Source organism: Acinetobacter faecalis, assembly GCF_034187745.1.
Classification (GTDB): Bacteria; Pseudomonadota; Gammaproteobacteria; order Pseudomonadales; family Moraxellaceae; genus Acinetobacter; species Acinetobacter faecalis.
In genome coordinates, this window is record NZ_JAXHPF010000008.1 from 16,980 (window position 1) to 33,096 (window position 16,117).

Genomic DNA, 16,117 nt, shown 5'->3' on the forward strand with positions numbered 1-16,117 from the left:
AGCATAAGAACTTAAACAGACAAAAACGATTTAGGATAACAAGTTGTTATGACAAGCCTTGCGCATCATGCGACAGAAAACCGTTCCGTAGCAGAATTTACTGAACAAGCTTATTTAAATTATGCCATGTACGTGATTATGGATCGTGCATTGCCACATATTAGCGATGGTTTAAAACCAGTTCAGCGCCGTATTGTTTATGCAATGAGCGAGTTGGGTTTAAAACATAGCGGCAAGCCAAAAAAATCTGCACGTACTGTGGGTGATGTATTAGGTAAATATCATCCTCATGGTGATTCTGCCTGCTACGAAGCAATGGTGCTTATGGCACAGCCCTTTAGTTATCGTTATCCTTTTATTGAAGGGCAAGGTAACTGGGGTTCGCCAGATGATCCTAAATCATTTGCGGCAATGCGTTATACCGAAGCCAAACTTTCACAATATAGTGAAGTGTTGTTGTCTGAATTAGGTCAAGGCACATGCGATTGGCAAGATAACTTTGATGGTTCAATGAAAGAACCTGTCAATTTACCTGCACGTGTACCTAATATTCTACTGAACGGTACAACAGGTATTGCGGTAGGTATGGCGACAGATATTCCGCCACATAACCTACGTGAAGTTGTAAAAGGTACAATTGCTTTAATTCGCAATCCAAACCTAACCGATTCAAAAATTGCAGAATATATTCCTGCACCAGATTTACCAACAAGTGCAGAAATTATCACAGCGCCTGAAGAATTATTAAAAATTCAAACAACAGGACGTGGTAGTTATCGAGTACGTGCGGTTTATAAAGTTGAAAAGAATGAAATTGTGATTACGGATTTACCGTATCAAGTTTCGGGTTCAAAAGTAATTTCGCAAATTGCAGATCAAATGCAAGCGAAAAAACTTCCTTTAGTTGCAGATTTACGTGATGAATCTGACCATAAAAACCCAACACGTTTAGTCATTGTTTTACGTTCAAATCGAATTGATGCAGAAGCGGTGATGAGCCACTTATTTGCAACAACAGATTTAGAATCGAGCTATCGCGTCAACATGAATATGATTGGTGCAGATGGTCGTCCACAAGTGAAATCTATTCGTAAAATTTTGCTTGAATGGATTGAAATTCGTAAACAGACCGTTACACGTCGTCTGCAATATCATCTAAACAAAATTGAAAAACGTCTGCATATTTTAGGCGGTTTGATTATTGCCTATTTGAATATTGATGAAGTGATTCAAATTATTCGTGAAGAAGATCAACCAAAACCTGTGTTGATGTTACGTTTTAATATTGATGAAGTTCAGGCAGAAGCCATTTTAGAACTCAAGTTGCGTCATTTGGCAAAGCTTGAAGAAATGGAAATGCGCCGTGAACAAGAAGAGTTAGAAGCTCGTGCTGCAATTATCCGTGAGCAATTGGAAAATCCTGAATCTTTAAAAGCTTTAATTATTGAAGAGCTTAAAGAAGATGCGAAGAAATATGGCGATGATCGACGCTCGCCAATTGTTCAGCGTGCAGATGCAGAAGCGATTAATGAACAAGATATGCTACCTGCCGATCCTGTAACTGTTGTGCTTTCAGAAGCAGGTTGGATTCGTTGTGCAAAAGGTCACGATGTTGATGTTGAAAACTTGAATTATCGTGCGAGTGACAAATATTTAAGTCATGCACAAGGTAAGTCAAATCAACGTGTTTATGTGCTAGATGAAGCAGGGCGCAGTTATGCGCTTGCAATTAATAGTTTGCCATCGGCACGTGGTATGGGTGAACCGTTAAGTTCTAAACTTGCACCAGCAAATGGTATTGGCTTCAAACAAGTCTTTATTGCAGATGATGAAGCTGAACTTATTGTTGCTAGTAACAAAGGCTATGGCTTTAAAACACAAGCTAAGCAGTTAGATACCAGTGCAAAAGCAGGTAAGGCTTTCTTGAGTTTGGCTGAAGGTGCTTCTGCACTAGATTTACAAACTGTCGATGGAGCTACGCACTTGGCTGTATTAAGCTCTGCGGGTCGGTTATTGGTGCTAGATTTAGAAGAATTGCCTTCATTAAATAAAGGTAAGGGTAATAAATTGATACAACTTGATGCGAAAGATCAAATTATATCCATGACAACTCTTAATTTAAATGAAATAATTCAACTGCTTGCAGGGCAGCAACAACTAAAACTAAAAGGTGATGACCTTCAAAAATATATAGGTAAAAGGGGAACCAAGGGGCAACTTTTACCAAGAGGTTATCAAAAAGCAAATAAACTGTTCATTCAAAGATAATGCTAGCATCTATTAAACAAAATACGTTATATATGCAAAGTGTTCAAAATGGATGCGGTATCAAGCACAAAAAGTTAAATAATGAGCTTGTACTGGAAAAAAATAGTTTAAATATTAAGGATTATAGGTAGGAGTATTGAACGTTATGGAAAAAATTTGGTTTAGTGAATACCAAAAAACAGGCATTCCAGAGACTGTTGAACTTCCGGCAGAAAATACATCTCTTAACGATGTTTTCGAAAGAAATTTTCAAAAGTTTGCTTCGCGTGATGCTTTTATCTTTATGGATAAAGTTTTAACTTTTGGTCAATTAGATGAAGAAAGTCGTAAATTTGCGACATATTTACAAAGCTTAGGATTGGCTAAAGGCTCACGTGTTGCAGTAATGATGCCGAACGTTCTTCAATATCCTATTGTAGCTTTAGGGGTGTTCCGTGCAGGTTATGTACTTGTAAATGTGAATCCACTTTATACATCTCGTGAATTAGAGCATCAATTAAATGACTCTGGTTCTGAAGCGTTGGTAATTATTGAAAACTTTGCTGCGGTTTACCAAGCAATTTTAGGCAAAACGCCAGTTAAACATGTAGTAGTCGCATCGGTTGGTGACTTACTTGGTACGCTAAAGGGCACAATTGTAAACTTTGTTTTACGCTCTGTTCGTAAACAAGTTCCAGCATGGGATATTCCAGGTCATGTGCGCTTTAATGCTGCAATGTCTAAGGTAAATCCAAGCAACTACAAACGTCCAAGCTTAACTTTAAGTGATACCGCAGTACTACAATATACAGGTGGTACGACAGGTGTTTCTAAAGGTGCAGAACTTACTCACCGTAACTTAGTTGCAAACATGCTGCAGTGCGATGGTATTTTCCAAAGTAAATTTGGTAATCAAGATGGTCAGCCAGACGACCGTATTTTCTGTGCTTTACCGCTTTATCATATTTTTGCATTCATGGTTTGTGCGCTATACGGTATGTACAAAGGTCAAGCCAACGTACTTATTCCAAACCCGCGCGATTTACCTGCTGTAATTAAAGAGCTTCGAAAATATCAACCAACTTTCTTCCCTGCTGTAAATACATTGTTTAATGCACTTGTGAATAACGAAGAATTTAAACAGTTAGATCATAGCAAAATGAAGATGGCGATGGGTGGTGGTATGGCTGTATTGCCATCGACTGCTGAAGCTTGGAAAAAAGTAACAGGTACAAACATTATTGAAGGTTACGGTTTATCTGAAACTTCACCTGTTGCAACGGCAAACCCACCAGCATCTATGGAATTCAGTGGTTCAATTGGTATTCCATTACCATTAACTGATGTTGCTATTTTAGATGATGATGGCAATGAAGTTCCGCTTGGTGAGCAAGGTGAAATTTCAATTCGTGGCCCACAAGTTATGAAGGGTTATTGGAACCGTGCAGATGAAACTGAAAAAGTCATGACTAAAGATGGTTTCTTCCGTACAGGTGATATTGGCGTTATGAGCCCAGAAGGTTTTGTTAAAATCGTTGATCGTAAGAAAGACATGATTTTAGTTTCTGGTTTTAACGTATATCCTTCAGAAATTGAAGAAATTGTTGCTCAACATCCTAAGGTGTTAGAAGTTGCAGTAATTGGTGTGCCTGATGAAAAATCGGGTGAAGTGCCAAAACTATTTGTTGTGAAAAAAGATCAATCTTTAACAACAGAAGAAATTCTAGCATTTGCAAAAGCTAACTTAACTGGCTACAAACGCCCACGTTATGTTGAATTTATGGATGAATTACCAAAATCGAATGTAGGTAAAATCCTACGTAAAGATTTACGTAAACCAGCATAATTCATGAAATAAAAAAAGCGCCTTAAGGCGCTTTTTTTATTTCTTTAAAAACCATCTATCGACATATGGGCGACCTACACCAAAAATACCGATAAAGATAAACATTGTGCCAAATTGACGCAAAAAACTTGGATTTTTAAATGTGCCATAACTTAATATATTGTCTATAAGGCAGTAAACACAAAGAATTGCGACCCATAAACCAAGAGAAAGGCGTTTAACTGAAACTGAGTAAAAGGCAATCCATAAAATTACAAATGTAAAAATGGTTGACCAAACATTGAAATTGGCGCAAATAACGCACAATAAAAATGCAGTAATAGGAATCACAATTTTAAAAGCGCGATCCACTTTAAGCTGATTTTTATGTTGCATCTCAAGGATATCAAACATTTCTTCTTGATCTGGCTTAGCCATAAATGGATCCTTTAAAACAAGTAAAATTGATAAAACACGACATTAAACGAAAATTATCGTTGAAACGCCATGCTATGATATGACAATAAAATCTCTATGAGAATTGTCTTCATGCAAAGTATAAGTGGAATTGTTTATCTAATTTTAATTGCGTGTCTTTTACCTTATGTTTTTACAATTATTGCAAAGAAAGCAGGTGGGTTTAAAGTTAAAGATAATCAGAACCCTAGAGCATTTTTAGCCAATACAACAGGCTTAGCTGCACGAGCAAATGCCGCACAGCAAAATAGTTTTGAAAGTCTTCCTTTATTTATTGCTGCAGTTTTGTTGGCAGAATATATGGTGGTTCCGCAAAGCGTTGTGATGACTTTTGGTATTGCGTACATTGTATTTAGAATTTTATTTGGTATTTGCTATTTAATTAATTGGGCAACTTTAAGATCTATCTTTTGGTTGCTTTCAATACTTTGCTCGGTTTCGTTGCTTTTACTAGTGATTAAAATTACTGGATGAGTAGCAAGGCTGAAAATATGTATTTTTCCAGTGCAGATGTATAATCGACAGCAAATTTAATCTAGAAAGCGGTTATAATCGCTCTCGATTAAGAAAGATTTAACTTGTTAAAGAGTGATGCTATGAGCTACAGCAATATCCCAGCGGGTAAAGATGCGCCAAACGACATCTATGTAATTATTGAAATTCCTGCAAATGCAGCACCAATCAAATACGAAATTGATAAAGATTCTGATGCATTATTCGTAGACCGTTTCATGGGTACAGCAATGTTCTACCCTGCAAACTACGGTTATGTTCCTAATACATTATCTTTAGATGGTGATCCATTAGACGTGTTAGTTGTAACACCACATCCAGTTGAACCAGGTTCTGTAATTCGTTGCCGTCCTGTTGGTAAATTGAATATGGAAGATGACGGTGGTGTAGATGCGAAATTAATCGCTGTACCTCACGACAAATTAACACCTATCTATAAAGATGTTAAAGAATATACAGATCTTCCTGAATTATTGATCAAACAAGTTGAACACTTCTTTGCTCACTATAAAGATTTAGAAGCTGGTAAGTGGGTTAAGTTAAGTGGTTGGGAAGGTTCTGAAGTTGCAAAACAAGAAGTTCTTAGCTCAATTGCTGCTTATGAAGAAGCAAACAAGTAATTGTTTGATAGCTTAAGTTTTTATTTTTAAAACTTAAACATAAAAAACCTGCACATTGTGCAGGTTTTTTATTTACTTGAATTTCGCGTGAATTAGAATAATTTCACAGGAATATCAAGGAAGATACGCCATTCGTTAGTGTCTGGCATGTAGTAGTCATCTGTATAAGCAAAATCTGTACGGTAGTGAGAATAACGTAAACGTAGGCTAGCATCTTTAGCAAAGCCGTCTTGTACTGTGTATTTCACTTGGTTAAAGATTTCACTTTCTTTTGCGTTACCAGTAGTTTTAGTATCGATATCCCAGCCATAAACATAAGCAGAAGTCCAATTTAAACCAGCAACGCCATAATTGGAAAAATCTACGTTATATTGAACTTGAACAGATTTCTCGCCACGACCGTTAAAGTCTGAAAGGTAAGAGTTTGGTAAATAAATACTTTGGAAACCGTCAGCATTTTCATTATATGCATAACCTGTGTTACCCGTACTTTGTTGGTAAGCAAGCATTACAGCATGAGGGCCTTGGCTATAAGTACCAGAAAGTGCCCAAATGTTATTACTACGGTTGTCAGATGTAGCATCTAAACCAGGGCGAGCAGAAGAAGCACTTGCTCCTTTATCCCATTCTGTATGATAGCCACTGAAATCATAAGTTAAAGAAGCATCATTAGCCAAAGCTTGTTTGTAGTTAGCATTTACATAATGACGCTCTAATTTATCTTTAGAATCTAAGCCAAAGTAAGAAGTTGTTAATGCATTATTTACTTTGTATTTTGCGCCCCAAACAATTGCACGGTCTAACTTGTTTTCATCAGTCGAAATTTGGTCAGACATTTGGTTTTTAGTGAACTTACCAGCAGTAAGCTCTAGGCCATTAATTTCGCGGCTTGTTACTAATAAACCATCAAAATATTCAGGAACCATACGGCCTGTGTTGCTAGCTAGTACAGGTAAATCTAAAACTTGAGTACCAAAAACAGCAGTTGTATTAGAAACACGTGCCTTTAAAAATGCACCGCCACGAGCCCAGTGATTATAAGCACGACCACTATCATGCTTTGGAATCATGCTGTTGCCAGCATGCTTGTTATCGCCAATTTTAAAAGATGCATCACCAATTACACCAAAACCAATACCTACAGTACCTTGTGTATAACCAGATTCCATTTTAACAATAGCTGATTGTGCTGTAGAGCGGTTATCTGGTTGACTATCTTTTTTATCACGGTCAATAAAACCTGTACGGAAAAGAACAGAGCCTTCAGCATCTGCAACAAGACCTTTAGATTCGCTTTGTTCACTTGCAAAAGCTGTAGAAACAAGTGCTGCTTGAATTAAAGTAGCAAGTAATAATTTTTGTGTTTTTTGCATTGGGAGAGAGCCTCGATACAAAATAGTTATGGAATGGGTGATTTATATAAAGCACATATAAAAGATGTTTATAATTAATCCTGATTAATTAGTACTAAACACTCTTCCAATGAGGTTTATATTTTGCCTATAGAAAACATGTGTTTAATTTAATCAAAAACATTGTTAACTAAACATAATATATATGACTTATAAGCACTTTGGGTATAAAAAAATAAACTAAGATCACAAATAAAATATATATAAAGAAGATTTTGTCTAAATATTGTTATTTTATCTTAACTTATGTGTGGCTTATTTTTGTGCAAATTTTAAAAAATGTAAAGTGTATTATCTAATTTTGTTTGTTTTTGATGCAATTTCCTATATTTAGCATTTAAAGTAATGAAGCGCGTATTAAGAAATCATTGCAATTAAATTAAGCTCCAAAGCTTTATTTCATCTGTTATTAGACCTCTTTCGTATCTTTTTGAATAATTGGCATAGCTATTGCTAACTCTATTTTGAGTTTTCAAATTAATCAAAAAGAGTCGTTATAACGACATCGGGGGAAATAGACAATGAAATTCACTTTAAAGGCATTGAGTTTGGCTTTGGTTGCTTCTGCTTCTACTGTAACTTTCGCAGATGAAGCACCATCATTACCTTTAGGATTGGAGTTTAGTGGCTCTGCGGCAATGACAACTGACTATCGTTTTCGTGGTTTAACACAAACGCAAAACGATCCAGCTGTACAAGTTGGCTTTCAATTAGATCACTCAACCGGTTTATACGCTGGTGTTTGGGGATCGAATGTAAACTATGAGTATGAAGACAAGCATGGAGTTGATCAAACTGTACATTTAGAGTTAGATCCTTACATTGGTTACACCAAAACATTTGAGAATGTTGCTGGTAAACCTACGTTAGATGTTGGTATTTGGTACTATGCTTACCCTGGTCACGGTGATAATAATTTTGTTGAATACTATGCGGGTGTAGGCTTTGAAAGCCTAGTTGCAGAAGGTGATAGCGTATCAACTTATGTTTATTATACAGATGATAATTTAGGTGCTGGTGATGATGCTTGGTACTTAAATGCAAGCTATTCTGTACCATTCGGTGCTGGTTTTGGTGGTGTTGCTGCGGTTGGTTTTAACGATGTGAAAAATGGTTCTGATCATGTTTGGGATTGGAAAGTGGGTGCCACTTACGAATTTCAATCTATTTCAGGTTTCAGTGCTGAGTTAGCTGCTGTTGGTACAGATACAGAAACTAAAGGGGAATCTAGTGCTTACAAACGTGGTGTAGAAACTGGTGCAGTATTTACATTGACGAAATCTTTCTAGTTTCAATAAAGTAAAAGCTTATTTAATCCCGTTGCAGAAATCTGTAACGGGCTTTTTGTTTAGGCGTGTTGACTTCTATAAGACAAGGCTTCGGTAAGATGTGTGCTTTGAATATTTTCACTTTGCGCTAAGTCTGCAATGGTTCTTGCAACGCGTAAAACTCGATGATAGGCGCGAGCAGACAGATTTAAACGTTTCTGTGCAAGTTCAATAATTTTACTAGCTTGAATATCTAAAGTTGCATATTTCTCTAGCTGTTTAGGACTTAAAGCCATATTGAGGCAATTTTGTCTTTCAATTTGAAAGTTATAAGCCGCGATTACACGCAGGCGGACCGTTTCCGAATCTTCAACGGGTTTTGTATCTTGTAATTCTGAAGCTTGAAGAGGTGGAACATCTATATGTAAATCAATACGGTCTAATAAAGGACCCGAAATTCGGTTTTGATATCGCTTAATTGCATCGGCTGAACATTGGCAACGTACATCTTGATTAAAAGCATATCCGCAAGGACAAGGATTCATTGCAGCAATGAGTTGAAAGTTCGCGGGAAAAGTAATTTGCCTAGATGCTCTAGAAATAACAATTTCCTTTGCTTCTAATGGCTGACGTAAAACTTCTAAAACTTTTCGATCAAACTCAGGCAATTCATCTAAAAATAAAACACCTAAATGTGAAAGCGTAATTTCCCCCGGTTTTGGATGTGAGCCACCGCCAACAAGTGCAACAGCAGATGCCGTATGATGTGGTGCTCTAAAAGGACGCTGTCCAAAATCATGGGCAGCATTTGCAACAGAATAAATACTTGCGACTTCTAAATTTTCTTGTGTTGTTAAAGGCGGCAAAATACTTGATAAGCGAGAAGCTAATAATGTCTTTCCAGTTCCGGGAGGGCCTTTAAATAACAATGAGTGACCACCTGCAGCAGCAATTTCTAAAGCACGTCTTGGGCGTAATTGACCTTTAACTTCAGATAAATCGTATTTAGATTTATTAATTTGAAAATTCTGTTTATTTTCAAAGGCTTTTAATGGTTGAATATTATTTAAATGATCACAAACTTGTTTTAAATGCTCTGCTGAAAATGCTTCAAATAGAGGTAGTTGAGATGCTTCTTGTGCATTTTGTGCCGGTAAAATCAGTTTATGGTTTGCCTGCTGACATGCAATTGCAATACTTAATGTACCTGTAATTGGTCTGAGCTGACCATCTAAAGCTAGTTCTCCAATAAACTCAAAACCATCAGTGCTGTTCTCAGGAAGTTGTCCAGATGCTATTAGAATTCCTAAAGCAATGGGCAGATCTAAACGTGAGCCATCTTTAGGTAAATCTGCGGGCGCTAAATTAATGGTTAATCGTTTAGTTGGAAATTGCAATCCGCTATTAATAATTGCAGAGCGAACACGGTCTTTACTTTCGCGTACAGCGGCTTCAGGCAAACCAACAATCGTAAGGGATGGAAGTCCTTGGCTAATATGAACTTCTACTTCAATAGAAGGAGCGTGGAGGCCAAGTAGCCCCCGAGTATAAATTTTGGCAAACGACATTTATTGTGATCCATTATAGTGCGTTATTTTTTTATGTATTTTGATTTTATATGCACAAATTTGGTGCTTACTATTTATTTTTTAATTGATTCTCTAAAGATTCTACCTGCTTCATCAACTCTTCTAAGCGAAGATTAGCATTATTTAATGCTGTTTTTTGACGCTCAATTTCATCTTTTGAAACTAAATCCATTTTAGTTACAGCTTCATTTAAGAGTGCGCGTAAATTGTGTTCAATATCTTTTTTAGGAAGATCAACTTGTTCCAAAATTGCTTGTAATAAGGTTTCAATCATTTGTTTTCTCTAAGGTGAAGCATCGTTATAGCAGTGTATAACACGACTGAAATATAGACTATAGCTTTTCGGTATAAGATGGTTTTATTCAATAATTAAAATCGAAATTCTTCTAGTAAAAATGAGGATTTACTAGCGTATAAACATAATTATAGGTATAGAATATAATGACGAAAAAGACATGCTTGAATTTTTATTTTCCCCCGACTTTAAAAATTTTGGCATGAAAATTGAACATAAAACCTTACTGGTGAAACAAGCCGAAGGAAAACAAACATGAAGCTAGTAACTGCTATTGTAAAACCCTTTAAACTTGATGACGTGCGTGAAGCATTGTCAGATATTGGTGTTCAAGGGATCACTGTAACTGAAGTCAAAGGTTTTGGTCGTCAAAAAGGTCATACTGAACTTTATCGTGGCGCGGAATATGTTGTTGATTTCTTACCAAAAGTAAAAATTGAAATTGCGATTAGCGATGAAATGGTTGATTCAGTAATTGAATCAATTACGCGTGTTGCAAGTACAGGAAAAATTGGTGACGGAAAAATTTTCGTAACTAACTTAGAGCAAGTCATCCGTATTCGTACAGGTGAAACAGGTGCAGATGCCGTTTAATAAATTGGCATAAAGTTTGCTGAGTACCTAATAACTCAAAAAACTAGGTCGGGGGACACGAATGAAAAAGATGCTACTTGCGCTGAGTTTATCAGGCGCGCTTTTAGGTGGTTCTGTTGCATGGGCTGAAGAAGCTGCATCAGTGCCAAATCCATCAGAAGTAACAGTGGTTGAAACAACATCTGCTGTATCAGAAGAAGCACCTGTTGTTGCAGCATCTGTAGAAGAAGTACCAACACCTGCTGAAGAAGAAGTAAAATTAGATACAGGTGATACAGCGTGGATTTTAGTATCTACTGCTCTCGTTCTTTTAATGACAATTCCAGGTTTAGCATTATTCTATGGCGGTATGGTACGTAAAAAGAACGTATTAAGTACTATGGCACATAGCTTTGTTGCCGCAGCTGTAGTGAGTGTTGTGTGGGTTATTGTTGGTTACACACTTGCATTTGGTGAGGGTAATCTCTTTATCGGTAGCCTAGATAAATTTATGTTATCTGGTATTACTACAGAAGCCTTATCGGGCACAATTCCTGAAATTCTCTTTGTTATTTTCCAAATGACCTTTGCCATTATTACTGTAGCCATTATTAGTGGTTCTATTGCAGAGCGTATGAAATTTGGAGCTTTCATTGCATTTATCGCAATTTGGGTTGTGGTTGTATATGCGCCAATTACTCATTGGGTATGGGGTGGCGGCTGGTTAGGTAGCGATGGCGCGCTAGATTTTGCTGGTGGTACAGTAGTACACATTAACTCAGGTGTTGCAGGTTTAGTTGCGGCTTACATGCTAGGCAAACGTATGGGCTTAGGTCGTGAATCTATGGCACCGCATAACCTTACATTAACTGTTATTGGTGCAAGCTTAATCTGGGTAGGTTGGTTTGGTTTCAATGGTGGTTCTGCATTAGGTGCAAATGGTTCAGCAGGTTATGCACTTGTTGTAACTCAAGTTGCAGCAGCATCGGCAGCACTTTCATGGTTACTTGTAGAAAAACTTGTACGCGGTAAAGCATCTGTACTTGGTGGTGCTTCAGGTGCAGTAGCAGGCCTAGTTGTGATTACTCCAGCAGCAGGCTTTGTAACTGTAAGCGGTGGTTTAATTATGGGGCTGATTGGTGGTGTAGTATGCTTCTGGGGTATTACAGCATTAAAACGCGTACTTAAAGCAGATGACTCATTAGATGCATTTGGTTTACATGGTGTTGGTGGTATTGTTGGCGCACTATTAACAGCCGTATTTGCAAGCGAATTCATTATGGGCGATGCTGTACCAGAAAATATGCTTACACAATTATGGGTGCAAACAGAAGGCGTATTAGCGACAATCGTTTATTCTGGTGTGATGACTTTCATTATTCTTAAAGTGATAGACCTTGTTATTGGTATTCGTGTTGAATCTGATGATGAACGTATGGGTCTAGACTTAAGTCAACATGGTGAACGTGTAGAATAATAAAAACATATTATCAACATATAGTATAAAACAGCCCGAAAGGGCTGTTTTATTTCCATATCTAGAACAATACTCTACAAATACCATTATTTTTGCTACACTCTAAACTCATTGAAATTTGTTTAATAAAACCGCTATGCATTGTCCTTTTTGCAACGCCGAAGATAGTAGAGTGATAGATTCGCGTTTGGCTGCTGAAGGCTGTCAAATTCGTAGACGTCGTGAATGTATTAGTTGTGGCGAACGTTTTACAACTTTTGAAACATACGAAGTTGTAATGCCACGCGTCATTAAATCAGATGGGAAAAGTGAACCCTTTGATGAAGCAAAAATGCGCCGTTCACTGATGCATGCTTTACAAAAACGTCCTGTAACTCAAGAGCAAATCGAAACAGTATTAAGTGATATCCACTTACAAATTCGTAGACTTGGCGAACGAGATGTGAAATCTCGCACCATTGGCGAAATTGTTATGCAGTCATTATTTGCTTTAGATCATGTTGCATATGTACGTTTTGCATCTGTTTATCAAGATTTCCAAGATGTAGAAGCATTTCGTCGCCAAATTGAGCAAATGCAACAACGTGATCTTCAAGATTAAGTTTAGAGATTTGTACACCATGTCTGAGTTCATTCAAAATCCAAAACACCAAGATCAGGTGTGGATGCAACGTGCCATCACGCTTGCAAAACTTGGGCAATATTCAACAAAACCTAATCCAAACGTTGGCTGTGTCATTGTTAAAGATGGTCAATTGGTGGGTGAGGGTTTTCATCCTAAAGCGGGTCAACCTCATGCCGAAGTGTTTGCAATGCGAGAAGCAGGCGAACATGCGAAAGGTGCAACAGCTTATGTCACTTTAGAGCCGTGTGCGCACTATGGTAGAACGCCTCCTTGTGCAAAAGGTTTGGTTGAGGCAGGTGTGGCAAAAGTTGTCGTTGCTTGCCCAGATCCAAATCCTTTGGTGGCTGGTAAAGGCGTACAAATTTTAAAAGATGCAGGTATTGATGTTGAAGTTGGTGTTTGTGAAGCAGAAGCGCATCAACTGAATTTAGGTTTCTTAAAAACAATGGCAACAGGCATGCCATATGTGCGGTTAAAAGTTGCATCAAGTTTAGATGGTCGCACTGCAATGGCTTCAGGTGAGTCTAAATGGATTACTGGACGCGAAGCTCGACAAGATGTTCAGCATTGGCGTGCGATTTCAGGTGCTGTGATTACAGGTATTGAAACTGTTTTAGCCGATGATTGTCAGCTTAATGTAAGACAACTGAATGGTGTAGAAGATCTATCTACAGTTGTTCAGCCTTTACGTATAGTTTTAGATAGACAAGGGCGTTTGCCATTAACAGCTAAAATTTTAGAGCAACCAAAAACTGTAATGGTGATGGGGCCATATCGTAAAGAACTTGAAGATTTAGGTGTGATTCAATTACAAACTCAGCCTTTAAAAGAACTATTACAAACCCTAGTACAGCAATATCAAGTTTATGATGTATTGGTTGAAGCAGGAGCAACGCTATCAACCGCATTTTTTAAAGAGCAATTAGTAGATGAATTAATTAGTTATGTTGCGCCTACTTTTTTAGGGCAAACCGCTCGTGCAATGTTTAACGCGGAATTTAGCCTTATGGCAGAGCAACTTCGTTTTAAGCTTATAGATGTTACCCAAGTAGGGAGTGACGTTCGTTTAAAACTCATTCCTTCTTCTCAAGAGACAGTATGAATCCAGAGTCTACGGTTTACCACAAGCGTCGTCATGCGGCGCGTACTACCGATGAATACCTTTTCCATCAATTGGTTCCTTATTTAGGAAACAAACGCCGTTTACTACATCTGATTTTAGAAGCGCTTGAGAGTACGGGAACTTTAAATCGAAAAGATGGTCGCTCACCTATTTTTGCAGATTTTTTTGCAGGTTCAGGTGTGGTTTCACGCTTGGCACGTCAAAATGGTTATCGCGTTATTGCCAATGATTGGGAACCGTATAGCCACGCTTTAAATAGTGCAATTTTATCTTGTACAGAAGCGCCTGAATTTAAAGAACTTGGTGGATATCAAAAAGCGATTGATTATCTAAACCGTTTACCTGGGGTAAAAGGTTGGGTCACGCATAATCTTTGTCCAAGAGATGATGAAGTTTATGACCCTGCAAAAGATCGTTTATTCTTCAAGCGCCGTAATGGTATGCGTATTGATGCAATTCGTCAGCAAATTGCAGTATGGCAAGCACAAGGTGCAATTAATGATGTAGAGATGTCTGCTTTACTTGCTCCATTATTATATTCAGCAAGTTTTGTGAGTAATACATCTGGCGTATTTAAAAGCTTTCATCATGGATGGGGCGGTAAAACGCAAACGGCATTAGAGCGTATTGAATCTTTACTTTGGTTAACGCCAAGTCGTTTTTGTGAAAATACAGATCCACATGCGGATGGAAAAAAACCTGCGGCTGAAGTGTGGTGTGTAGATGCTCAACACTTAGCAAACCAAATGAGTGGCTTTGAAGTAGATGTTGCTTATTTAGATCCACCTTATAATCAACATGCGTATAGCAGTAACTACCATGTTTTAAATGCATTAACGCTTTGGGATCAAAACAATTTACCAACCCCAGATACTAAAGGTTTTAAGAGCGGTATTGACCGTGCTTGGCGTAAAGAAAGACCAAGCCCGTATAACTCTTCTAAATATGCTCAAGAAGCGTATGAAAAATTATTGGCAACGATAAATGCACGATATATTCTGACGAGCTATTCTACCGATGGTAATATTAGCGCGACAGATTTATTACAAGCCAACTTAAAACGTGGACGTGTAACACTGTTAACGCAAGATGTACCGCGCTATCGCGTGAGTAAACAGCGTCAGTCAGAAAGAGCGCGCGTGCTAGAGTTTATTGTGATTACCGATACGCATGGTAAATCTGGACCACCAATTCGTCAGTTGCTTGGTCAATTGCATCATTTTGCAGAACTAGGCGGTGTAGACACGACAGGTGTTAGCACGCAATTGGCATTATGGTAAAAGTCTACAATATTTGAGAAAACCTATGTTTACAGGCATTATTGAAAGTGTTGGAAAAGTTGAAAGTTTGCAAAGTGTAGGCGGAGATGTTCGTTTACGCATTCAAACAGACCTCGATATGTCAGATGTACATTTGGGTGATTCTATTGCGACCAATGGTATTTGCCTTACAGTTACGGACTGGGGAGATCATTGGTATGCAGCTGATGTTTCTCGAGAAAGCTTAAATCGTACAACTTTAGGTCAATGGAAGGTTGGTCAACGTGTAAATGTTGAAAAAGCGATGCTTCCAACTACACGTTTTGGTGGACATATTGTAAGTGGACATGTAGATGCTGTTGGCGAAATTACAGTTGTTAAAGCAGATGCTCGTTCAATTTATTATGAAGTGACTGTGCCTGTAGAAATTGCACGTTATTTGGCAGAAAAAGGCTCGGTTACTGTTGATGGTATTAGTTTAACTATCAATTATTTGCGTGGAAATGTGATTAGCCTTAACTTAATTCCACATACGGCGGAAAGAACCAATATCGGTACTTGGAAAGTAGGTGCTAAAGTAAATTTAGAGGTTGATGTTTTAGCACGTTATATAGAGCGTTTATTACTAGGTGATAAAGCTGCTGAAACAAAACAACAATCAAAAATTAGTATGGACTTTCTTGCTGAAAATGGCTTTTTAAAATAAGCTATTAGAGTGAAAAATAAGCAGTCTAGTTGAAAAATTAGACTGTTTTTTATTTTTTAGTGCATTTTAGTGTTTAAATAGAAGAAGTGTAAATTTGGGAAAGGTGTA

General features: G+C 37.6%; 15 protein-coding genes. 11 read left to right on the top strand and 4 right to left on the bottom strand.

Features of this window, described 5'->3' with window-relative positions; all coding sequences use genetic code 11:
• The first annotated feature begins 48 nt into the window (after positions 1–48).
• Positions 49–2,268: a DNA topoisomerase IV subunit A gene (parC, locus tag SKM54_RS09580; protein ID WP_321095240.1), complete on the top strand. Its 2,220-nt coding sequence runs from the start codon at positions 49–51 to the stop codon at positions 2,266–2,268.
• 145 nt (positions 2,269–2,413) lie between these two features.
• A complete protein-coding gene (locus SKM54_RS09585) occupies positions 2,414–4,093 on the top strand; it encodes an AMP-binding protein (RefSeq protein ID WP_321087797.1) in 1,680 nt (559 codons plus the stop codon).
• Positions 4,094–4,129: 36 nt separating this feature from the next.
• Here SKM54_RS09585 and SKM54_RS09590 read toward each other — a convergent pair whose 3' ends face one another.
• Positions 4,130–4,510 (bottom strand): hypothetical protein, encoded by a 381-nt coding sequence (locus tag SKM54_RS09590; protein ID WP_321087798.1) that lies wholly within the window; start codon positions 4,508–4,510, stop codon positions 4,130–4,132.
• Between the two features lie 111 nt (positions 4,511–4,621).
• Here SKM54_RS09590 and SKM54_RS09595 point away from each other — a divergent pair, with 111 nt between their 5' ends.
• Together SKM54_RS09595 and ppa are read left to right on the top strand one after the other, a co-directional pair.
• On the top strand, positions 4,622–5,023 hold the full coding sequence (locus SKM54_RS09595; protein WP_154771918.1) for an MAPEG family protein: 402 nt from the start codon (positions 4,622–4,624) through the stop codon (positions 5,021–5,023).
• A 122-nt stretch (positions 5,024–5,145) separates the two neighbouring features.
• Positions 5,146–5,682, top strand: coding sequence for an inorganic diphosphatase (ppa, locus tag SKM54_RS09600; RefSeq protein WP_152873743.1), 537 nt, complete (start codon positions 5,146–5,148; stop codon positions 5,680–5,682).
• 92 nt (positions 5,683–5,774) lie between these two features.
• Here the strand turns inward: ppa and SKM54_RS09605 are convergent, their stop codons facing one another.
• Positions 5,775–7,055, bottom strand: a complete 1,281-nt coding sequence (locus tag SKM54_RS09605) for an OprD family outer membrane porin (RefSeq protein ID WP_321095241.1) — start codon at positions 7,053–7,055, stop codon at positions 5,775–5,777.
• Between the two features lie 560 nt (positions 7,056–7,615).
• On the opposite strand from SKM54_RS09605, the gene SKM54_RS09610 reads away from it, so the two are divergent.
• A complete protein-coding gene (locus tag SKM54_RS09610) occupies positions 7,616–8,383 on the top strand; it encodes a TorF family putative porin (RefSeq protein ID WP_311918137.1) in 768 nt (255 codons plus the stop codon).
• Positions 8,384–8,442: 59 nt separating this feature from the next.
• Here the strand turns inward: SKM54_RS09610 and SKM54_RS09615 are convergent, their stop codons facing one another.
• Both SKM54_RS09615 and SKM54_RS09620 read right to left on the bottom strand, forming a co-directional pair.
• Complete coding sequence (locus SKM54_RS09615; RefSeq protein ID WP_321095242.1) at positions 8,443–9,930, bottom strand: YifB family Mg chelatase-like AAA ATPase; 1,488 nt, start codon at positions 9,928–9,930, stop codon at positions 8,443–8,445.
• Between the two features lie 70 nt (positions 9,931–10,000).
• Positions 10,001–10,225 (bottom strand): accessory factor UbiK family protein, encoded by a 225-nt coding sequence (locus tag SKM54_RS09620; protein ID WP_154771922.1) that lies wholly within the window; start codon positions 10,223–10,225, stop codon positions 10,001–10,003.
• Between the two features lie 276 nt (positions 10,226–10,501).
• Here SKM54_RS09620 and glnK point away from each other — a divergent pair, with 276 nt between their 5' ends.
• The 6 genes from glnK to SKM54_RS09650 all read left to right on the top strand — a co-directional run bounded on the left by glnK (position 10,502) and on the right by SKM54_RS09650 (position 16,009).
• Complete coding sequence (gene glnK, locus SKM54_RS09625; RefSeq protein WP_086174160.1) at positions 10,502–10,840, top strand: P-II family nitrogen regulator; 339 nt, start codon at positions 10,502–10,504, stop codon at positions 10,838–10,840.
• Between the two features lie 61 nt (positions 10,841–10,901).
• Entirely contained in the window at positions 10,902–12,296 is a 1,395-nt protein-coding gene (locus tag SKM54_RS09630; RefSeq protein ID WP_321090205.1) for an ammonium transporter, read from the top strand.
• Between the two features lie 136 nt (positions 12,297–12,432).
• Positions 12,433–12,897: a transcriptional regulator NrdR gene (nrdR, locus tag SKM54_RS09635; protein WP_154771924.1), complete on the top strand. Its 465-nt coding sequence runs from the start codon at positions 12,433–12,435 to the stop codon at positions 12,895–12,897.
• A gap of 19 nt (positions 12,898–12,916) precedes the next feature.
• Positions 12,917–14,023, top strand: coding sequence for a bifunctional diaminohydroxyphosphoribosylaminopyrimidine deaminase/5-amino-6-(5-phosphoribosylamino)uracil reductase RibD (ribD, locus tag SKM54_RS09640; RefSeq protein WP_321095243.1), 1,107 nt, complete (start codon positions 12,917–12,919; stop codon positions 14,021–14,023).
• Entirely contained in the window at positions 14,020–15,324 is a 1,305-nt protein-coding gene (locus SKM54_RS09645; protein ID WP_321095244.1) for a DNA adenine methylase, read from the top strand. Before ribD ends, SKM54_RS09645 begins: the two co-directional genes overlap by 4 nt.
• Positions 15,325–15,349: 25 nt before the next feature.
• The gene (locus SKM54_RS09650) at positions 15,350–16,009 is read left to right on the top strand and encodes a riboflavin synthase (protein ID WP_321087803.1); all 660 of its coding nucleotides are present in this window, start codon (positions 15,350–15,352) and stop codon (positions 16,007–16,009) included.
• Positions 16,010–16,117 lie beyond the last annotated feature (108 nt).

Bases quoted from the DNA above. Each gene is read 5' to 3' on its own strand.
- parC (WP_321095240.1), top strand. From the start codon at position 49: ATGACAAGCCTTGCGCATCATGCGACAGAAAACCGTTCCGTAGCAGAA.
- SKM54_RS09585 (WP_321087797.1), top strand. From the start codon at position 2,414: ATGGAAAAAATTTGGTTTAGTGAATACCAAAAAACAGGCATTCCAGAG.
- SKM54_RS09590 (WP_321087798.1), bottom strand. From the start codon at position 4,510: ATGGCTAAGCCAGATCAAGAAGAAATGTTTGATATCCTTGAGATGCAA.
- SKM54_RS09595 (WP_154771918.1), top strand. From the start codon at position 4,622: ATGCAAAGTATAAGTGGAATTGTTTATCTAATTTTAATTGCGTGTCTT.
- ppa (WP_152873743.1), top strand. From the start codon at position 5,146: ATGAGCTACAGCAATATCCCAGCGGGTAAAGATGCGCCAAACGACATC.
- SKM54_RS09605 (WP_321095241.1), bottom strand. From the start codon at position 7,055: ATGCAAAAAACACAAAAATTATTACTTGCTACTTTAATTCAAGCAGCA.
- SKM54_RS09610 (WP_311918137.1), top strand. From the start codon at position 7,616: ATGAAATTCACTTTAAAGGCATTGAGTTTGGCTTTGGTTGCTTCTGCT.
- SKM54_RS09615 (WP_321095242.1), bottom strand. From the start codon at position 9,930: ATGTCGTTTGCCAAAATTTATACTCGGGGGCTACTTGGCCTCCACGCT.
- SKM54_RS09620 (WP_154771922.1), bottom strand. From the start codon at position 10,225: ATGATTGAAACCTTATTACAAGCAATTTTGGAACAAGTTGATCTTCCT.
- glnK (WP_086174160.1), top strand. From the start codon at position 10,502: ATGAAGCTAGTAACTGCTATTGTAAAACCCTTTAAACTTGATGACGTG.
- SKM54_RS09630 (WP_321090205.1), top strand. From the start codon at position 10,902: ATGAAAAAGATGCTACTTGCGCTGAGTTTATCAGGCGCGCTTTTAGGT.
- nrdR (WP_154771924.1), top strand. From the start codon at position 12,433: ATGCATTGTCCTTTTTGCAACGCCGAAGATAGTAGAGTGATAGATTCG.
- ribD (WP_321095243.1), top strand. From the start codon at position 12,917: ATGTCTGAGTTCATTCAAAATCCAAAACACCAAGATCAGGTGTGGATG.
- SKM54_RS09645 (WP_321095244.1), top strand. From the start codon at position 14,020: ATGAATCCAGAGTCTACGGTTTACCACAAGCGTCGTCATGCGGCGCGT.
- SKM54_RS09650 (WP_321087803.1), top strand. From the start codon at position 15,350: ATGTTTACAGGCATTATTGAAAGTGTTGGAAAAGTTGAAAGTTTGCAA.